Here is an 18,466-nt window from a genome sequence, read left to right as displayed (position 1 = left end):
GTGGTGCAGCGCGTGATCATTCAGCGTTGAGGCACGACCCAGGCCGCCAACCTCTGGCTGGAAGAGCGGCCTGATGCTTCGCTGACCATAGCGTTGCCTCGCTCTCCGAAGTGGAGCGAAGGAGTGGCGCAGTCGGGGTAGTCGTTACCCCCCCCGCCCCCCTCGCGCCTACCCGATCGCCTCATTCAAGCTCGGAAGCCCGATCCTCCGCATGAGCGCGAAGTGCGAGCGCAGCGCGCTGAGCAGGGTGGGGTTCACCATGTAGGGCAGCCCGAATTCGCGCGCGGTGCGCTCCACGATGGGCGCGATGTCCGGGTAATGCACGTGGGCGATGCGCGGGAAGAGGTGGTGCTCGATCTGGTAGTTGAGCCCGCCCACGTACCAGCTGAGCAGGCCGTTGCCCGGACTGAAGTCGACCGTGGTGCGCAGCTGGTGCGCAGCCCAGTCGTCGGCGATCACGCCGTGCGCGTCGGGCAGCGGATGGTCCGTGCCCTCGACGGTATGCGCCAATTGGAACACAAGGGTGAGGATGGCGCCCGCGATGAAGTGCATGAGCAGGAAGCCCAGGACCACCTGCAGCCAGGGCAGGCCCAGCGCGAGGGGCAGCCCGATGACGAGGGCGAGGTACACCACCTTGAGCCCGATGATGCGCAGCAGGGCGCTGCGCTTCGCGCTGGCGCTTCCCGCCATCACGCCGCGCGCCGCGTACTGCTTGAACTGCACGAAGTCCTTGGCCACCACCCAATAGAGCGTGAGCAAGCCATAGAAGAGGGTGGCATAGAGCCATTGGAAGCGGTGGTACCAGCGCTTGCCGGTGTGCGGCGAGAACTTCAGCACCAGGCGGTCGGCGATGTCGTCGTCGACGTGCGTGATGTTGGTGTAGGTGTGGTGCAGGATGTTGTGCTGCAGCTTCCAGTTGTGGGTGCTGCCGCCGAGCAGGTTCAGCGTGTGGCCCAGCCACCAGTTCACGCGCTCGTTGGCGGAATAGGCGCCATGGTTGGCATCGTGCATCACGCTCATGCCGATGCCGGCCAGCCCGAAGCCCATGATGGCCCACAAGGCGATGGAGGCCCCCGCGCCCGGCTGCAGGGTGAGCAGCAGCACGAAGGGCGCCAGGTACATGGTGAGCAGCACCACCGTCTTCACGATCATGGCCGCATTGGCGTGCCGGCTGCGGCCGGTGGTGCGGAAATGCTCATCCACGCGCTGCCGAAGGGTGGCATGGAAAGCGGAACGGTCCTTCGGGACGAACTTGACCTGGCCTTGTTGACGCATGCATCCGGCTTGCCGCATCGGTCAAGCCGGCGGCCAATATAGGCGCTGCGCCGGCCTGCAGGCTGACGATCGTCCCCCGGCCGCCCTGGGCTCAACGCCCCAGCTGCTCCAGCAAGGCCCTCACGGCGGCTTCCAGCTGCTGGTCGCGCCCCCTCGCCACCTCCTCGGGCTCCAGCGGCTGGCGGATGTCGGGCTCCAGCTGCGTGTTCTCCATGAAGTTGCCGGCGTTGTCGATCATGCCCACCTGGGGGATGCCGAAGTACATGCCGTTCTGCAGGCCTTCCCACCACACGGCTGTGCCGGTGCCGGGAACGGGCATGCCCACGAGCGGGCCTACGCCGAGCGCCTTGTAGGTCACGGGGAAGAGGTGGGCATCGCTGTAGTTGCTCTCGCTCATGACCACCGCACTGGGCTTGTGCCATTTGAACTGGGGCTCCTTGCCCAGCTTCTGCCCGCGCGGCTCGATGCGCATGTACACCTTGCCGCCAAGGAAGGTGGCCAGGTCGTCGTGCAGCCATCCGCCGCCGTTGAAGCGGGTGTCGACCACCAGGGCCTCCTTGCCGTGATGCTTGCCCAAGGCGTCCTCATAGACCTTCCTGTAGCTGGGGTCGTTCATGCCCTCCACATGCACGTAGCCGATGCGCCCCCCGCTCAGGCTGTCCACCAGGAAGGCGCAGCGGTCCGTCCAGCGGTGGTAGAGCAGGTCCATCTCCTCGCCGCGGCTGATGGGCTTCACGGTCTCCTCCCAGCGTTGGCCGCTCTTGGGATCGAGGAGGCCGAGCAGCGTGGGCTTGTCGGCCTTCCGGTTCAGCAGCCGTGCCGCGTCCTCGTTCTGGCCGATCGGCTGGCCGTCGATCCGCTCGATCACCACGCCGGCCTTGATGCGTGAGCCCTCCTTTACGCAGGGGCCTTTCTGCATCACTTCGGCCACCTTCAGGCCGCTTCCGGCGTGCGCATCGTCGTAGAACAGGCCCAGCGAGGCGGTGGCATCGCCGTTGGGGTCGCGGCGGCGGTAGCCCGATCCGGTGTGCGAGGCGTTGAGCTCGCCGAGCATCTCGCTCAGCAGCTCGGCGAAGTCCCAATTGTTGTTCACGTGGGGCAGCACGCGGGCGTACTCCTGCTTGTAGAAACCCCAGTCCACGCCGTGCAGCTTGGGGTCGTAGAACTTCTTCACCACCTGCCTCCAGGCGTGCTCGAAGAGGTACTCGCGCTCCTTCGCTTCGTTCAGGGTCATCTCGCCGTTGATGCCCACGCTCTCCACGGTGCCCTTCTCGATATCGAAGCGCGCGATGCCGCCGTCCTTCATGAAGAAGAGGTTCTTCCCCTCCTTGTCCAGCAGGAGCCCGCCGGCGTTCCCGGCGCCCATCTTGGCCGCCACCTTGGTCTCCTTGGTGCGCAGCGCGGTCTCCCACAGGTCGTATCCCTTCTCGAAGCGGGCGAGGTAGTAGAGCTTCTCGCCGTCCTTGCTCAGCACGGCACCGGCCAGATTGCTGCTGTGGATGGTGAGCCGCACGCGCCGGTCCTCGATGTGCTCCAGATCGATCTTCACCGGCTCCGGCTGCTCCGCTTCATCCCCGCCCTTGCCGCCCTTGCCGGCTTTCGCCTTGTCGGCTTCTTTCTTCTCCTCGTCCTTCTTCTTCTCGTCCTCCACTTCCTTGAGCAGCTCGAACTCCTCCTTGCTCAGTTTGAAGCGGTCCAGCGCTTCCTGCGTGAAGAAGGTGGCATAGGCGTCCATCTGGCCGCCCCAGCTCGCATGGTTCTTCATGCCATCGCGGCTGCTGTAGGTGAGCATGGCCTTCCCGCCCATGGTCCAGGTGGGGCCCCAGTGGCCATAGCCGCTCTTGCTCAGATCGGTCACCGTGCCGCTGCCATCGGCCTTCACCAGCCCGGACTGGTCGATCCACTGGTCGGGATTCAGGAAGTTCACCAGGAGCCACTTGCTGTCGGGGCTCCAGTCGAAGTGCTGGTCGCCATCGGCATAGCTGTAGTTGCGGTCGCCAGGAAGCACCGTGCGGCTCTTCTTGCCGGCGATGTCGAACACCCTGACGGTGGTGCGCTCCTCGAGGTAGGCCACCTCCTTGCCATCCGGGCTCCAACGCGGCTGGAACTCCTCGGCGGGCGTGGCCAGCAGCGCCTCCTCCTTCAGCACGGTGGCGGTGAAGAAGTAGGGCTCTTCCTTCCGCGCGATGGCGGTGGTGTAGAGGTCCCAGCTGCCGTTGCGCTCGGTGGCGTAGAGCAGCGTGCGGCCGTCGGGGCTGAAGCGCACATCGCGCTCCTGTTCGGGCGTATTCGTGATGCGGCGGGTGGTGCCTTCCTTCACGCTGGTGACGAAGACCTCTCCGCGGTGGACGAAGGCCACCTCCTTGCCGCTGGGCGCCACGTGGAAGTCGCGGACCTCACCGGTCACCTTCACGGTGCGCTCCGGATTGTAGCGCTGGTCCACGGCGATGCGCACAGCCACCTTCCGGGGCTGGCCGCCTTCCTTGAAGGTGTAGAGCGTGCCGTGGTGGTTGAAGCAGAGGGTGCCGTCGGCGCTGATGCTCAGGTGGCGCACGGGATGGTGCTTCAGGAAGGTGAGCTGCGTGGAGGCTCCGCCCGTGGCGGGCATCCGGTGCACGTTGAAGTCCCCCTTCTCCTCGCTGAGGTAGTACACGCTGCGCCCGTCGGGGCCGAAGACGGGTTCGCGGTCCTCGCCGGCGAAGCCGCTGATCCGCTGGTACTGGCCGGTGGCGGGGCTGAAGGTCCAGATGTCCCGCGTCACGCTGCTCACATGGTGCTTGCGGAATTCATCCTCGTAGCCCTTCCAGTCGTGGTAGGCGATCAGGCTGCCATCGGGGCTGTAGCGGGCATCCTCGGCCACCGTGGTCATCACGCGGGTCACCCGGCCGCCGGCCACGGGCACGCTGTAGAGCTCGCCCAGGCCCGGGCTGGGGAATTCCTGGTTGCGGCGGTCGTCCAGCCGGCTGGAGCTGAAGAGGACTTGCCGGCCATCGGGGCTGAAGTCCGTGGGGATGTCGCTGGCCGAATGGAAGGTGAGGCGCGTGGCGGGCCCGCCCTCCGCAGGCATCACGAACACATCGTTGTTGCCGAAGCGGTCGCTGCTGAAGGCGATCGTCTTCCCGTCGCGCGACCACACCGGATTGCAGTCGTAGGCCTCGTGCGTGGTGAGCAGGCTGGCGGTGCCGCCGCTGGCGGCCACGCGCCACAGGTCGCCCTGGTAGCAGAATACGATGGTGCCGCCGTCAGGCGAGATGGCCGGATAGCGAAGCCACAGGGCTTCGTCGGGTCCGGATTGCGCGACGGCCGGTCCCGTGCTCAGGATGGCGGAGAGAAAGGCGAGGGGCACGTGTCTCATGGTCGGGGGCGCAAGTGGGAGCGCCGTGGCCGAAAGTACCGGCTCCCGGCACAGGGCCGTCCCGTGACGGATGGTTGGCGCTCCGGCCTGATGATCGTTGCCTTGCGGCCCCGCACGGCCGGGTAGCTTCGCCGTGCATCAGCAGAACCCATGGACAAGCGCCGCAAGTACCGCCCCGAGAGCCTCATGATGAGCTATGGCTACAAGCCTGAGCTCAGCGAAGGGGCCATCAAGCCGCCCATCTTCCAGACCAGCACCTTCGTGTTCGAGACGGCCGAGGAGGGCAAGGCCTTCTTCGAGGTCGCCTATGGCCTGCGCGAGCGGCGCAAAGGGGAGGAGCAGGGCCTCATCTACAGCAGGATCAACAACCCCGACCTGGAGGTGCTGGAGGATCGCCTCACCCTGTGGGACGATGCCGAGGCCTGCGCCGTGTTCGAGAGCGGCATGAGCGCCATCAGCACCTGCCTGCTGGAGTTCCTCTCGCCCGGCGACGTGCTGCTCTTCAGCAATCCGCTCTATGGCGGCACCGACCACTTCATCAAGCATGTGCTCACGCGCTTCGGCGTGGAGGTGCTGGGCTTCTATCCGTGGGAGCAGCATGAGCTGCAGGCCTTGGTGCAGCGCAGCGGGAAGGCCGATCGGGTGCGCATGATCTTCGTGGAGACTCCGGCCAATCCCACCAATACGCTCATCGACATCAGTGCGTGCGCACGCCTGGCCCGGCAGCTCTCCACACCGGAGCGCGAGGTGCTCGTGGCGGTGGACAACACGTACATGGGCCCGCTCTGGCAGCATCCGCTCAAGCAAGGGGCGCACCTCGTGCTTTACAGCGCCACCAAGTACATCGGCGGCCACAGCGATGTGATCGCCGGGGCGTGCCTGGGAAGCAGGGAGCGCATCGCGCGCGTGAAGGGGCTGCGCACCTTCCTCGGCAGCATGGCCGGCCCGTGGACCGGCTGGCTGCTCATGCGCAGCCTGGAGACCCTGAAGCCGCGGATGGAGACGCAGGCCCACAATGCGGCTTTGGTGGCCGCTTTCCTGAAGCGCCACGCCAAGGTGGTGCGCGTGCACTACCTCGGCATGATCGAGGACCCCGAGCAGCAAGCCGTCTTCCATGCCCAATGCCTGAGCGCCGGGGCGATGCTCAGCTTCGAGGTGGTGGGCGGCGAGGCTGCGGCCTTCCGCTTCCTCAATGCATTGCAGCTGGTGAAGCTGGCCGTGAGCCTGGGGAGCACGGAGAGCCTGGCCGAGCACCCGGCCACGATGACCCATGCCGGCGTGGATCCCGACGAACGCGAGAAGCTGGGCATCAGCAGCGGGCTGCTCCGGCTGTCCGTGGGCGTGGAGCATCCTGACGACCTGATCGCCGACCTGGAGCAGGCGCTGGCGAAGGCATGACGGCCGGTTGACCGCGGAGCGCACCGCTGCGGGCAGCGCAGCCCGTGGCGCAGCGCTCGGAATTGGTAGGCGGACAAGGGCCGGATGCTTTCCTTCGCCGTCATGATCAAGCGCGGCTTCGACATCCTGGCGTCGTCCTTCGCGCTGCTCCTGCTGCTCCCGATCCTGTTGGCCATCGCGCTGCTCGTTGCGCTGGGGTCGCCCGGCGGGCCGTTCTTCCGCCAGGTGCGCGTGGGGATGGGCGGACGCGAATTCCGCTTGCTGAAGTTCCGCACCATGCGGCCCGGCAGCGAGGCCAAGGGCCAGATCACGGTGGGCGCCCGCGACCCCCGTGTCACCGGCATCGGCCACGTGCTCCGCAGGACGAAGGTGGATGAGCTGCCGCAGCTCTGGAACGTGCTGGTGGGCGACATGAGCATCGTGGGGCCGCGGCCCGAGGTGCCGCGCTATGTGGCCCTGTACACCCCTGAGCAGCGCGCGGTGCTCAGCGTGCGGCCAGGGCTCTCCAGCCTTGCGAGCCTCGCCTACATCCAGGAGAGCGAGGTGCTCGGCCGCAGTTCCGATCCGGAGCGCACCTATGTGGAGGAGGTGATGCCGGCCAAGCTGGCGCTTGACCTGCGCTACATCCGTGAGCGCTCCCTGCTGCTCGACCTGCGCATCATCCTGCGCACGGTGGGACGGTTGGTGGGGATGCGATGATGGATCGTTACGCCCCCAAAGCCACGCCCCGTCACCTTTCCTGCGGCTTTCGAGGGGCTGAGGCGCTCACTTCGTGCGCACCAAAACCGCACGACGATGAGGTACGCGATCGCCTTGTTCTCCTCCGCAGCGCTGCTCGCGGCGCATGCGCAAGTGGCCTGTGATGTCGTCACCCCGGGGGTGCTGCAAGGCAGCTATGCCCACACCTGGGCGGAACCGGGCCCGGGGTCCTGGGATACGCCCAACCTGCTCATTCCGGGCATGCGGGTGGAGGCGCCGTTGGTGCGTGCCTTCTCGCTGGGCGAAGCCGACAGCCTCGGTTGCGGGCCGCTGGCCAATGCAGCCGAGGTGGCCGGGAAGGTGGCCGTCCTGTACCGGGGCACCTGCGATTACGCGCTGAAGGCCAAGTACTGTCAGGACGCCGGCGCTGTTGGCGTGGTCATCATCAACAACGAGGAAGGCGCACCGCAGGAGATGGGGGCGGGTCCCATCGGCCCGCAGGTGCACATCCCTGTATTCCAGATCAGCCTGGTGGATGGTACTGCGTGGATGGAGGCGCTGGGCCAAGGGACGGCCCTCAGCGTGCTGCTCGGGAACAAGGACGGCTACTATGCGCACGATGCCGGCATCCGCAAGAAGGGCGTGGTCATGCCGCCGAGCCTGGGGCACCCGCAGGCATTGGCAGCCAATCCGGGCGAGTACGAGGTGCGGGTGGGCGCCACGGTGCACAACTATGGATCGGAGCCGCTGGAGGCCATCGTGCTCCGCGCCACCGTGCTCCAGGCGGGCGCGTACCTCTACGACGAATCATCATCGCCCTTCGCGCTGCAGCCGGGCGACAGCCTCTTCGTGGAACTGGAACCCTTCGTTCAGGATGTCTTCCAAGGGCGCTATCAGCTGGCTTATGCGGTGGCGGCGGCCGCGGCGGATGCGCATGACCTCGACAACTTCTTCATCGTACCCTTCGAGTTCGGCGACCTTTACACCATGGCGCCGGTGGAGTCCGTGACCGGCCATCCCCTCTCCACAATCGGCCTGCAGCCCGCCACGCCGAACGGTGAGTACGAGAGCTGCGTGCCTTTCCGCGATGCGAATGCCTCGCGCGTCGCCATCACGGGCGTTGACCGCTACATCTCCGTAACCGAGCCGCTGGTACTCGCGGGCGATATGGTGGCGACCCGGGTGTATGAGTGGCAGGATGGCTTCTCCGGGCTTAGCGACCCCGGCTTCGGCTTCGCCGCGCTCACCTTGGTGCATGAGCAATTCCATCTCCTTGAAGCGGACCAGGGCCAGGCGCAGGTGCAGCTCGATTTCGACGAGCCCCTGCTGCTCACCGATGGGGTGCGGTACCTCGTCTGCACAGCAACCGGGAATCCGGAGGTCTTCTTCGGCTACAACGAGACCGTGCATCACCTGGCCAATGAGAGCGTCTATGATCAGCCCACCGGCGCCATGCGGAACGGTGCCACCTGGTTCGTGGGCTTCACGGGCCGCCCTACCGAGGCGCTCGGCGTGCGCATGGCCGATGCCGCAACCATCGGCATGGATGAGCCGCCCTTCGCGGCACTCTCGGTGCACCCCAATCCGGGCAACGGACTCTTCCACCTGGTACGGCCCGGAACGGATGCCGTCGACATCGAGGTGAGGGATGCCGCTGGCCGGCTGGTGCGCCGCATGGCGACGGCGGTGAGCCGTATTGTGCTGGACCTCGCCGGTGAACCGGCGGGCGTATACACGGTGAGCCTGAGCGGCGCGCGCGGCAGGGCCGTGGCCCGGCTGGTGGTGCAGTGAGGCGCTCAGGCCTCCTCCGATCGGCCGAGCAGGTCCCGCAGCTTCTCCAGGTCGGCGGCGCGCTCGCTGTCGCCCATCTTCTGGAAGCTGTTCGCCAGGTTGTTCAGCTGCCTGCGGATGATGTCGAGGTTGGTGCAGGGCGTGAAGAAGCCCGGTCGCGGCTCGATCTTCAGCTTGGCGAGGAACTCGATGATCTCGTTGCGTCCCAGGATGTCGCCCTGGCTGAAGGCGTTGACGTAGAAGAGCACGCTCTCCTCGCCCTGCTGGCCGGCATCGGCGCCGCCGATGCTCTCCTCATCGAGGTAGGCGAGCACGAAGTGGTTGGGCAGGTTCACCCCGCGCAGGGGCAGGCCCAGGTCCTCGGCGAGCACCTGGTAGATGATGGCCAGCGAGAGCGGATTGCCCTTGCGGCTGTCGAGCACCTCGTTGATGTAGCTGTTCTGCGGGGCGTGGTAGTTGCGCTTGTTCCCCTTGAAGCCGTGCACCTGGAAGAAGATGTGATTGAACACGCGCACCTTCTCGAAGGCGGTGAGGTGGTCGTTCAGCTCCAGCCAGATGTCCTGCCTGATAGCGGCCAGCCGCGCCTTCACCTTCTGCTCGTCCATGTCGGGGTAGCGGTACCGGCTGATGATGAGCGCCCCTTCCAGCAGGTCCTCGCAGCCGCCGGCCTTCCACGCCACCAGGCGGTCCGTCACACGGCTCAGGTGGATGGTGTGCAGCAGGTCCTCGATGCGGTTGCGGAAGAGGTCGCCCAGGTCGTCGGTCTCCCAGGCGCGCTCCAGCTCGGGCACGATGTCGTCGCCCATCTGCACGATGCGCTCGCGCACCTGGGTGTAGATGGTCTCGTCGGGATCGTCGATCAAGGTGATCAGCGCACGGATCTCGTTGTGGCTCATCGGTGGCCGCGGGCTGGAGCGGCGATGACGAAACTACCCTGGCCATGTGCGGAGCGGACCTTGCCGTACCCGGCAAGTTTCAGCGGCGCGGTGTTGATGGATACGGCGTGGCACCAAGGGTGAACAGCAGGGTGTGGAAAGCGCCATGGGAGGTTCCGCGTACCGTTGGCTACCATCGGTGAGGATGCCGGGTTCCAGCGGGATCCGCCGCCCTGCCGGCCATGACCGCACGGAAGGTGGGTTAACTAGTGAACGGCCGCAGCGCAAGGAGCCATTGCAATAGCGCTTCCTGCGAGCAGTCCCTAGCGGCCATGGTTCACGCCAGCACCCATGCCGCCCCCAGCGCTCCGCCTGCGAGCATGGACGCATACAGGAGCAGCAAGGCGAGATAGGAGAGCACCTGCCGGCCGCTGTGCTGCCTGAAAGCGCGGCGGAGCGCCAGGTACAGGTGCGCCAGCGCCCACAGGAGCAGTACAAGGATGAGCACCTGGTTCACTGCCACGAGGTCCCAGCGCACCAGCAGCCGGGAGATCAGCCCGTATGCGCCGAAGACCAGGAAGACGAAGGAGTGGTAGTGTGCCGAGAAGATGAACGGCTTCACGAAGGTGCCACCCTTCTCGCGGTGCAGCAGGTGCACCAGGCCGGCGAACAGGGGCAGGAAGAGGAAGAAGAGCTTCGGCAGTACCGAGGCGAAGAAGTTGTCCCAGAACAGCTGCTCGCGCAGGAGCTCATCCTCGCCGTCGAGGCGCGAAGCGCCAGCGCTGCCCATCACCAGGAAGAAGAGCACGCTGAGGAAGATGAACAGGCGGAGTGGCGGCACGTAGCGCTGGCGCCGTCCGCGGATGTATTCCAGCGTGAGCTCGCCCGGCTTGAAGAGCAAGGGCCTCAGGCTGCGGGTGATCTTGCTGTCGAATGTGAAGTAGTCGCCCAGGAATTGGTGCAGGAAGTGGCCGAAGGTGTTGTCGCCCACCGCTGCCTGCCCGCAGGTGCTGCAATAGCCCGCGTCCGGAGCCATCACGGAACCGCAATTGGGGCACCCCGCGCTCATGGGGCCAATGTTACATAGGGGTGGGCCTTCGCGTCCAAGGGCAGGGCATTCTACATTGCCTTCCCGATGGTTCCATCGTGTCAGCGCCGCCATGGCCTTGGAGGATTCCTGGGCATCGCGCTGTTCCTGCTGGGGAGCGGTTTGCGGGCACAGGCCGTTCCGGACCAGCGGCCCTTGGCGACCGCCAGGGGCACGGCGGTCATCGGCAAGGATGATGCGCAGGCCGGTGCGGTGGAACCTGCAGGCCTGAGCTACATGGGACGCAAGCTCTGGTTCGAGGTCAGGCGCCGGCTGAACCTCACCACGGCCGAGGAGGAGGCGCGGCAGAAGGCCGATGCGCGGCAGGTGCGGGTGCAGGTGGGCAGCATCCGGTTGCAGACGCAGCCGCCGGCGAGGGACCAAGGGGCCCCGCAGCCACGCAGGGCCTCCGGCCCGGGTACGGGCACCGGTGGACCCTGAACGGCTTATGCCGTGGCGCGATCCAGCACCTCCGCGATCATGCGGTCGATGGCGGCGTGATGGTCCTTGCTGTACTCCTTGCGCAGGCGGTTGGCCACCACGGCGCACACCGTGCACACCCGGTGCCCGAGCATGCCGCCGAGCCCATAGAGGGCGCTGGTCTCCATCTCGAAGTTGGTGGCGCGCAGCCCTTCATGCGCAAAGGCGGTGATGCGCTCGTTGAGGCCATCGACGCTCGGCACCAGCCGCAGCTGCCTCCCTTGCGGGCCGTAGAAGCCGCCCGCCGTGAACGTGATGCCCGTGGTGTTGCCGTGCCCCAGCAGTTCCACCAGCGCCTTATCGCCGGCGGCAACGTAGGGCAGGGGGAGGTTCTCCGGCCAATCCGTATGCGCCAGCAGGTTGTTCAGCAGGCGGATCTCCGCATCGGTGCACTCATAGGCGTAGTAGTGCAGCACGTTGTCCATCCCCACGCCGAAGGCGCTCACGATGAGGCTGTCCACGGGGATGTCCTCCTGCAGCGCGCCGCAGGTGCCGAGGCGGATGATGCGCAGGGAGCGGTGCTCGCGCTTCGCCGTGCGGGCGGCGAGGTCGATGTTCACCAGCGCGTCCAGCTCGTTCACCACGATGTCGATGTTGTCCGTTCCGATGCCCGTGGAGAGCGCAGTGACGTGCGCGCCGCGGTACACCCCCGTATGCGCGATGAACTCCCTGTTCTGCACGCGGTGCTCGACGCGCTCGAAATGCCGGCTGATGCGCTCCACGCGGCCCTGGTCGCCCACCACGAGCACCAGGTCGCCCAGCTGCTCAGGGCGCAGGGCCAGGTGGTAGATGGAGCCGTCGGGGTTCAGGACCAGCTCGCTGGGCTCTAGCACGGTTCCGGGTTCGGTGAGGGTGATGGCGTGCATTCGTCTGGCGGGTTGATGGGTGGTCTGATGATCCGTTTCGCGGGTACCGCTTCAAGGCGTGCCGAAGACCTTCTGCAGCAGCGCCGTGGTGCGGGCCACGGGATCCTGGCGGATGCGCTTCTCCTCCTGTGCGAGCACGGCGAAGAGGCCATCGAGCGCCTTGTCGGTCACATAGGCGTTCAGGTCCGGGTTCACGGCCTTGCCGCCGGTGAGGAGCGTGGCCGCATTGTAGGCCGTTGCCACCGGCTGCCAATGGCTGGTCAGGGCCACCTCTTGCGTCGCGCGCTGCACCACCGGTGTGAACCTGGCGCGCAGCGCGCCGCTCGTCTTCTCGCGCAGGTAGTCCGTGGCGGCGCGCTCCCCCCCGCGCAGGATCGCGAAGCCGTCGGCGATGCTCATGGAGGTGATGGCGTCCACGAAAACGGGCACGGCCTCCTTGCTCGCGCGCTCGGCGGCGGTGTTCAGCGTGCGCTCGAAGTCCTCCACGGGCTTGGTGATGCCCAGGTCCGTGAGCGTGTTCTTCACGTTGATCGCCTCCTGCGGGAAGGGGATGCGGATGAGGGCGTTGCTCCAGAAGCCGTCCGTCGCGCCCACCCTGCCCACGGTCCGCTCCGTGCCCAGGCGCAAGGCTTCCTTGAGGCCGGCGATCACCTCATCGTTGGTGAGGGCGGGAGGGGCGCCGGCGGTTCCCAGGACGCTTTGGAAGTCCTGAGGCGAGCAGCTCATGAGCATGCTCAGGGATGCGCCCATGATCGCATGCCTTATGTTCATCGTCGATCGGATTGTGACAGCGCCTTGCGCCAATCCTCCGGGATCTCCAAGGCGCAGTTCCGCGTGTAGTCGAAGCAGACCATCACGCTCCGGCCCTCGGCGCACAGCGTGCGTGCCCCGTCATCGAGCCGCACGATGCGGTAGTGGAGGTCGAAGCTCTTCCCGCCGATGCGGCCCGGCCGGCACTCCGCCTCGATGCGGTCATGCAGGTGGACCGGTGCCCGATAGTCGATCTCATTGCGCGCAAGGATGAGCCCCTGGGTGCGCCAATCATGCCCTTGCGGGATGAATCCGCGCAGCAGCTCCATGCGGGCCAGCTCGAACCAGTGCAGGTACACCCCGTTGTGGACGTGGTGGGCCATGTCCGCATCGGCGAAGCGGATCTGGATGGGGATGATGGCAGGCTGCATGGAACGGGGCGTCAGGGGCGGGTGCTCACCATGCGGGGCGCCACCTTCTCGGGCTGTATGCGGGAAGCCACGGCGGCATGCACCGCCTCCTGCACCCGGGTGCGGATGCCGAGCTCGAGCAGCTTGTTGGTGGCAGCGCTGGGATGCACGCGGTTGCTGAGGAAGATGTAGACCACCCGCTGTTCGGGGTCGGCCCAGGCCATGGTGCCCGTGAAACCGGTATGGCCGAAGCTCGCATAGCTCACGCACTCGCAGGTGGGGCCGCCTTTGCCATTGCGCGCGGGCTTGTCCCACCCCAGCCCGCGGCGATTGCCGGCGCCATCGGGCTTGCAGAACTGGCATTTGGTGAACTCCTTCACCACGGATTCGCTCAGGTAGCGCACACCGCCGTAGGTGCCGTCATTCACCAGCATCTGCATCACCTTGGCCAGGTCGTTGGCACTGCCGAAGAGCCCTGCATGGCCGGCCACGCCGCCCTTGATGGCCGCACCGGGATCATGCACATCGCCCTGGATCAGCCGTTGGCGGAAGAGGCGATCGTCCTCCGTAGGAGCGATGCGCTCCTTGGCGAAGCGCTCGTAGGGCCTGTAGGTGAGCGTGGATGCGCCAAGCGGGCCATAGAACGCGGCGCTCAGATACCGGTCCAGGGGTTGGCCCGTGGTGCGTTCGATCACCTCCTGCAGGAGGTAGTAGCCCATGTCGCTGTACACGTAGCTGCCCTTCGCATCCAGCGGCGTGTCCAGCACCCACTGCAGCAGGCTGTCGCGATACGCTTCACGGATGTAGAGGCCTTCGGCCACGCGCAGGCCATGCGTGGCCGTGGAACTGTCGCTGGCCACGCCCGGCTTGAACCGTCCATCCTTCATCAACCGGTTCTGGAAGGGGATGAAGGGCTTGAGCCCGGCCTGGTGCGTGAGGATGTCGCGTAGGCCCATCCGTGCATACGCGGGGTGCTCGTCCTCGATCTCGGTGAGGTAATGGCCGAGCGGCTTGTCGAGGTCGATCCGCCCCTCATCCACCAGCTTCATGAGCGCCAGTGTCGTGCCCGCCACCTTGGTGATGCTCGCCAGGTCGTAGAGGTCATCGGTCCTCACGCTGCGCTCCTTGCTGTAGGTGCTGTACCCATAGGCTTTGTTCCACACCACCTGGCCATCCACCGCCACCAGCACCTGCGCGCCGGGGTAGGCCTGCGCCTTGATGCCGCCCAGCACGATGTCGTCGATGCCGCTGAGGGCAAGGCTTTGCAGGCCGAGCGCCTCGGGCATCGCGTAGCCCATGCGGCCGAGGGGCTCCATGAGCCGCCCGTCGCCCGCACGGTAGAAGGAGGAGGCGGTGACCGGAAGCCGGCCGCTGGTGCCGATGGCGCCGAACAGGGCCTGTGCCACGAGGTCCTGGGTATCCTCGTTCTCCTCATAGGCCACCACGGTGCTGGAGAGCAGCTGGGCGCCGTAAGCCCGGGCCAGCCGGTAGGGATTGGCGAAATGCACCAGGATGGTCGGCTTGCGGGCGGCGATCTCGCGAACGATGTCCATCGCGCCCTCGGGGATTCCGAAGTCGCCCTTCACCCGCCACGATGTGCGATGCACGCTCAGGATCACCTGGTCGTAGGGCTCCAATGCCCGGCAGAGCGCCATCAGGCTGTCGCGCCTCATGGATTTGTCGCACCGGAGGGCGCGCACGTCGGCATAGCGCCGCAGGGCCTGCTGGAAGGCGTTGTTCAGGCTGTCGCCGATCACCACGCTGGCGATGCGCGCCTTGGCGAGGTCGCTCAGCGGCAGCAGTCCGCGATGGTCGTTGAGCACGGTGATGGCGCCGGCATACAGGTCGCGGCGGAGCTGCGCCGCCTGCGAAGTATTGAGGTCGGCATGGAGCCCTTCCAGCGCAACCGTCGGCCGCCGATTCAGTCCCGCCCACTCCTTGGCGCGGAGCACCTTCAGGCATTTGTGGTCGATCACCGCACGGTCCAGCTCGTTGGCGTCGATGGCTTGGCGGATGCGGGCGATGGCTTTCACGGGATCCTGCGGGAAGAGCAGCACGTCGTTGCCTGCCATGAGCGCGCGCAGCTCGATCTCGCCCGGCTTGTCGGCGTTCGCCACGCCCTTCATGTTGAGCGCATCGGTGAACACCAGGCCCTGGAAGCCGAGCTCGCGCGCGAGCAGGTCGCTCACGATGGGCCGGCTCAGCGTGCTCGGCAGGCCCTTGGCGCTGTCGAGCGCGGGCACCTCCAGATGGGCCACCATCATGGCGCTCAGGCCCTCCTCCACGAGCCGCTGGAAGGGATAGAGCTCCAGCGAGTCGAGCCGGGTGCGGCTGTGCGCGATGAGCGGAAGGGTGTAGTGGGAGTCGGCGTCCGCATCGCCATGGCCCGGGAAGTGCTTCGCCGTGGCGATGACGCCGCCGCGCTGCAGCCCGCGCATGTACGCGATGCCTTTGCGCGCCACGTTCTCGCGGTCCTCCCCGAAGCTCCGGTCGTTGATCACCGGGTTCGCGGGGTTGTTGTTCACATCCACCACCGGGCTGAAGCTCACGTGCACCCCGAGCCGCCTCATCTGGCGTGCGATCTCAGCGCCCATCCGCTCTACCATGGCATCGTCCTGCAGCGCGCCCAGTGCCATCTGGCGGGGGAAGCGCACAGTGCTGTCGAGGCGCATGGCGAGGCCCCACTCCAGGTCCATGCCCAGCAGGAGGGGGGTCTTTGCCGCCGCTTGGTATCTGTTGGTGAGCCGTGCCTGTCGGACCGGCCCCCCTTGGAAGAAGATCAGCCCGCCGATGTTGCGCTCGCGCACGAGCTGCTCGATCTCCGCCTCATGCTTCGCGTCCTTGTTGCTGTATGCCGCCACCATCAGCAGCTGCGCGATGCGCTCCTCCAGCGACAGCGTGCTCAGCACCGAGTCGGCCCAGGGCGTGGCGGCATGGAGGAACGGCGGCACGCCCTGGTGGCGGGGCGGTTTCTCCGCTGATGAAGTGGCCGGCGGGGCGCCACCCGCCGTCAGCAGCCCTGCTGCGGCGAAGAGGAGCGGTATGATCGGTCGTCTCATGGCTCGGCGCGAAGCTACCCGCACGCTATCGGGGCGCCCGGCAGGATCCGGGCCAGTTTTGAACACGCGCGCGGTGGGTGGCCCATGGGATCAACTCCGCCGAGCTGGCGATCGGTATGCGGCGGCCTCGGAAAAAGAGGAAAGGCCCCGGTAGCGGGGCCTTTCGCAGCGTTCGTTGAGGCGTGCCTCAATGCAGGCTCAGCTTCTTCTCCAGGTCCTCGAGGTAGCCGCGGAACTGCTTGTCGGTCTCCTGCAGGTTGTTAACCGTCCGGCAGGCGTGCAGCACGGTGGCGTGGTCCTTCCCGCCGCAGTGGGCGCCGATGTTGGCCAGCGAGCTCTTGGTCATCTTCTTCGCGAAGTACATCGCGATCTGGCGCGCCTGCACCACCTCGCGCTTGCGCGTCTTGCTCTTGAGCAGTTCGATCGGCAGGTCGAAGTAATCGCACACCACCTTCTGGATGTAGTCGATCGACACCTCGCGCGCGGTGTTCTTCACGAACTTGTCGATCATCTGCTTGGCGAGCTCCAGGTTCACCGCCTTCTTGTTCAGGGAGCTCTGGGCGATGAGGCTGATCATCGCGCCCTCCAGTTCGCGGATGTTCGTGGTGATGCTGTAGGCGAGGTATTCGACCACCTCCTTCGGCAGGTCGATGCCCTCGGCGTACATCTTCTTCTCCAGGATGGCGATGCGCGTCTCGAGGCCGGGCGTCTGCAGGTCGGCGCTCAGGCCCCACTTGAAGCGCGAGAGCAGTCGCTGCTCCATGCCGGCCATCTCCACGGGGGCCTTGTCGCTGGTGATCACCAGCTGCTTGCCGCTCTGATGGAGGTGGTTGAAGACATGGAAGAACACATCCTGCGTCTTCTCCTTGCCGGCGAGGAACTGCACGTCATCGATGATGAGCACGTCCATCATCTGGTAGAACTGCGTGAAGTCGCCGGTGGTGTTGTTCTTCACCGCCTCGATGAACTGCTGGGTGAACTTCTCGGCGGGGACGTAGAGGATCGTCTTCTCCGGATGGTGCTTCTTGATCTCGATGCCGATCGCATGCGCCAGGTGCGTCTTGCCGAGGCCGACCCCGCCGTAGATCAGCAACGGGTTGAAGGCGGTGCCTCCGGGCTTCTGGGCCACGGCGTATCCGGCACTGCGGGCCAACCGGTTGCAGTCCCCTTCGATGAAGTTCTCGAAGGAGTAGTTCGGGTTCAGGTGGCTCTCGACCTTGATCTTGCGCAGGCCGGGGATGACGAACGGGTTCTTGATCGGGCTGTTCGCCACATCGATCGGCAGGGACACGGGCGGGTTCTTGGTCTCCCGCGCATTGCTCGTGGGCACCTTCACGGTGTAGGGATGGGCGCTCTGGAAGCTGTTCTCCATGATGATGGAGTACTCCAGCCGGCCATCGGCGCCCAGCTCCTTGCGGATGATCTTCTTCAGCAGGCCGATGTAATGCTCCTCCAGCCATTCATAGAAGAACTGCGAGGGCACCTGGATGGTGAGGACATTGTCCGCCAGCTTCAGTGCCTTGATCGGCTCGAACCATGTCTTGAAGCTCTGCGGGTTCACGTTGTCCCTGATCACCGCCAGGCAACGTTCCCAGGTCTTCTCGGGATCCTTCTTCATGGATGCGTTGACGGGTGGTTTGGGTTAAGGGGTCGTCGGAGGGCTTTCCCGCGTCACTGGCCGGTGATCGTCAGCGACCGTGGGAAGGGGCGCAAATATGGACCGAAGAAAGTGAAAAAAAAACGGCGCCATCCACTTGCCCGGATAGAAAATTTTGCTTGAGCGATTGCGTGGGGCGGAACGTGAAATCCCTTGATCGGCGCGGGTTATCGGGCATCGGGTCCTCCGTACGGTGCATTGCAGGAATACGCTTTCCGTGGCGTATCATGGCGCCCTCCGGATGCGGGGCGCATCGCGGCGCGGCAGGGCTTGCGTGCATGCTGTGAAGGTAGGTGAAGGAGGGGGTGCGCGGCAATGACCTGAAGCCGTTGCCGCTAACTTGCACGGCATGTTCATCCACGAGACCCGCGTGCGCGTCCGGTATGCTGAGACCGATCAGATGGGGCAGATGTACTATGGCCGCTACGCCGAACTGTTCGAAGTGGGGCGCGTGGAGGCCTTGCGCAGCCTGGGCTTTCCGTACCGTCGGATCGAGGATGACGGCGTGCTGCTGCCGGTGCGCGACCTGCACGTGCGCTATCACCGCCCGGTGCGCTATGACGATGAGGTGATCGTCCGCACCGCGATCGTTGCGCTGCCCGAGGCGCGCATCACATTCCGCTACGCGCTGATCGACGCTGCCGGCGCGCTCCTCACGGAAGGCGAGACCACGCTGGTGTTCGTCGACCGCGCCACCCGCCGTCCCTGCCGTGCGCCCGGCGATCTCGTCGCCGCGCTCGCGCCGCACTTCCCGTGAAGGCTGC

14 protein-coding genes are annotated in these 18,466 nt (G+C 66.1%); 5 read left to right on the top strand and 9 right to left on the bottom strand.

The genetic code is table 11. The features are described from left to right. Nucleotides 1-168: 168 nt before the first annotated feature. Together QY325_06890 and QY325_06885 are read right to left on the bottom strand one after the other, a co-directional pair. Nucleotides 169-1,275: an acyl-CoA desaturase gene (locus tag QY325_06890; protein WKZ67646.1), complete on the bottom strand. Its 1,107-nt coding sequence runs from the start codon at nucleotides 1,273-1,275 to the stop codon at nucleotides 169-171. Nucleotides 1,276-1,366: 91 nt separating this feature from the next. Further along, a complete protein-coding gene (locus QY325_06885; GenBank protein WKZ67645.1) occupies nucleotides 1,367-4,630 on the bottom strand; it encodes a S41 family peptidase in 3,264 nt (1,087 codons plus the stop codon). A 150-nt stretch (nucleotides 4,631-4,780) separates the two neighbouring features. On the opposite strand from QY325_06885, the gene QY325_06880 reads away from it, so the two are divergent. The 3 genes from QY325_06880 (at nucleotide 4,781) to QY325_06870 (ending at nucleotide 8,518) form a co-directional block, all read left to right on the top strand. Next, nucleotides 4,781-6,028, top strand: coding sequence for a cystathionine gamma-synthase family protein (locus tag QY325_06880; GenBank protein WKZ67644.1), 1,248 nt, complete (start codon nucleotides 4,781-4,783; stop codon nucleotides 6,026-6,028). A gap of 102 nt (nucleotides 6,029-6,130) precedes the next feature. Then, the gene (locus QY325_06875; GenBank protein WKZ67643.1) at nucleotides 6,131-6,727 is read left to right on the top strand and encodes a sugar transferase; all 597 of its coding nucleotides are present in this window, start codon (nucleotides 6,131-6,133) and stop codon (nucleotides 6,725-6,727) included. Nucleotides 6,728-6,823: 96 nt separating this feature from the next. Next, entirely contained in the window at nucleotides 6,824-8,518 is a 1,695-nt protein-coding gene (locus QY325_06870) for a T9SS type A sorting domain-containing protein (GenBank protein ID WKZ67642.1), read from the top strand. Nucleotides 8,519-8,523: 5 nt separating this feature from the next. On the opposite strand, the gene QY325_06865 is transcribed toward QY325_06870, so the two are convergent. Together QY325_06865 and QY325_06860 are read right to left on the bottom strand one after the other, a co-directional pair. Then, the gene (locus tag QY325_06865; GenBank protein ID WKZ67641.1) at nucleotides 8,524-9,414 is read right to left on the bottom strand and encodes a transglutaminase-like domain-containing protein; all 891 of its coding nucleotides are present in this window, start codon (nucleotides 9,412-9,414) and stop codon (nucleotides 8,524-8,526) included. Between the two features lie 316 nt (nucleotides 9,415-9,730). Next, nucleotides 9,731-10,462, bottom strand: a complete 732-nt coding sequence (locus QY325_06860) for a DUF3667 domain-containing protein (protein WKZ67640.1) — start codon at nucleotides 10,460-10,462, stop codon at nucleotides 9,731-9,733. A gap of 66 nt (nucleotides 10,463-10,528) precedes the next feature. Between QY325_06860 and QY325_06855 the strand changes: the two genes are divergently transcribed. After that, a complete protein-coding gene (locus tag QY325_06855) occupies nucleotides 10,529-10,921 on the top strand; it encodes a hypothetical protein (protein WKZ67639.1) in 393 nt (130 codons plus the stop codon). A 5-nt stretch (nucleotides 10,922-10,926) separates the two neighbouring features. On the opposite strand, the gene QY325_06850 is transcribed toward QY325_06855, so the two are convergent. From QY325_06850 to dnaA, 5 genes are all read right to left on the bottom strand, one after another. After that, nucleotides 10,927-11,793 carry a nucleoside phosphorylase gene (locus QY325_06850; protein ID WKZ67961.1) on the bottom strand — a complete coding sequence of 289 codons (867 nt, stop codon included), beginning with the start codon at nucleotides 11,791-11,793 and terminating at the stop codon, nucleotides 10,927-10,929. 84 nt (nucleotides 11,794-11,877) lie between these two features. Next, nucleotides 11,878-12,576 carry a DUF4197 domain-containing protein gene (locus QY325_06845; GenBank protein ID WKZ67638.1) on the bottom strand — a complete coding sequence of 233 codons (699 nt, stop codon included), beginning with the start codon at nucleotides 12,574-12,576 and terminating at the stop codon, nucleotides 11,878-11,880. Nucleotides 12,577-12,593: 17 nt separating this feature from the next. Beyond that, nucleotides 12,594-13,007, bottom strand: coding sequence for a thioesterase family protein (locus QY325_06840; GenBank protein WKZ67637.1), 414 nt, complete (start codon nucleotides 13,005-13,007; stop codon nucleotides 12,594-12,596). A gap of 11 nt (nucleotides 13,008-13,018) precedes the next feature. Further along, a complete protein-coding gene (locus QY325_06835) occupies nucleotides 13,019-16,045 on the bottom strand; it encodes a glycoside hydrolase family 3 N-terminal domain-containing protein (GenBank protein ID WKZ67636.1) in 3,027 nt (1,008 codons plus the stop codon). A 187-nt stretch (nucleotides 16,046-16,232) separates the two neighbouring features. Continuing rightward, nucleotides 16,233-17,663, bottom strand: coding sequence for a chromosomal replication initiator protein DnaA (dnaA, locus tag QY325_06830; protein WKZ67635.1), 1,431 nt, complete (start codon nucleotides 17,661-17,663; stop codon nucleotides 16,233-16,235). Nucleotides 17,664-18,051: 388 nt separating this feature from the next. Here dnaA and QY325_06825 point away from each other — a divergent pair, with 388 nt between their 5' ends. Then, on the top strand, nucleotides 18,052-18,459 hold the full coding sequence (locus QY325_06825) for a thioesterase family protein (protein WKZ67634.1): 408 nt from the start codon (nucleotides 18,052-18,054) through the stop codon (nucleotides 18,457-18,459). Nucleotides 18,460-18,466 lie beyond the last annotated feature (7 nt).

The organism is Flavobacteriales bacterium (genome assembly GCA_030584065.1).
Taxonomy (GTDB): domain Bacteria; phylum Bacteroidota; class Bacteroidia; order Flavobacteriales_F; family PHOS-HE28; genus PHOS-HE28.
Note: the sequence above shows the minus strand (reverse complement) of the source record. Positions and strands in the feature narration are given on the sequence as shown.

Excerpts from the sequence above, each read along its gene's own strand:
- QY325_06890 (WKZ67646.1), bottom strand. The coding sequence starts at position 1,275 with ATGCGTCAACAAGGCCAGGTCAAGTTCGTCCCGAAGGACCGTTCCGCT.
- QY325_06885 (WKZ67645.1), bottom strand. The coding sequence starts at position 4,630 with ATGAGACACGTGCCCCTCGCCTTTCTCTCCGCCATCCTGAGCACGGGA.
- QY325_06880 (WKZ67644.1), top strand. The coding sequence starts at position 4,781 with ATGGACAAGCGCCGCAAGTACCGCCCCGAGAGCCTCATGATGAGCTAT.
- QY325_06875 (WKZ67643.1), top strand. The coding sequence starts at position 6,131 with ATGATCAAGCGCGGCTTCGACATCCTGGCGTCGTCCTTCGCGCTGCTC.
- QY325_06870 (WKZ67642.1), top strand. The coding sequence starts at position 6,824 with ATGAGGTACGCGATCGCCTTGTTCTCCTCCGCAGCGCTGCTCGCGGCG.
- QY325_06865 (WKZ67641.1), bottom strand. The coding sequence starts at position 9,414 with ATGAGCCACAACGAGATCCGTGCGCTGATCACCTTGATCGACGATCCC.
- QY325_06860 (WKZ67640.1), bottom strand. The coding sequence starts at position 10,462 with ATGAGCGCGGGGTGCCCCAATTGCGGTTCCGTGATGGCTCCGGACGCG.
- QY325_06855 (WKZ67639.1), top strand. The coding sequence starts at position 10,529 with ATGGTTCCATCGTGTCAGCGCCGCCATGGCCTTGGAGGATTCCTGGGC.
- QY325_06845 (WKZ67638.1), bottom strand. The coding sequence starts at position 12,576 with ATGGGCGCATCCCTGAGCATGCTCATGAGCTGCTCGCCTCAGGACTTC.
- QY325_06840 (WKZ67637.1), bottom strand. The coding sequence starts at position 13,007 with ATGCAGCCTGCCATCATCCCCATCCAGATCCGCTTCGCCGATGCGGAC.
- QY325_06835 (WKZ67636.1), bottom strand. The coding sequence starts at position 16,045 with ATGAGACGACCGATCATACCGCTCCTCTTCGCCGCAGCAGGGCTGCTG.
- dnaA (WKZ67635.1), bottom strand. The coding sequence starts at position 17,663 with ATGAAGAAGGATCCCGAGAAGACCTGGGAACGTTGCCTGGCGGTGATC.
- QY325_06825 (WKZ67634.1), top strand. The coding sequence starts at position 18,052 with ATGTTCATCCACGAGACCCGCGTGCGCGTCCGGTATGCTGAGACCGAT.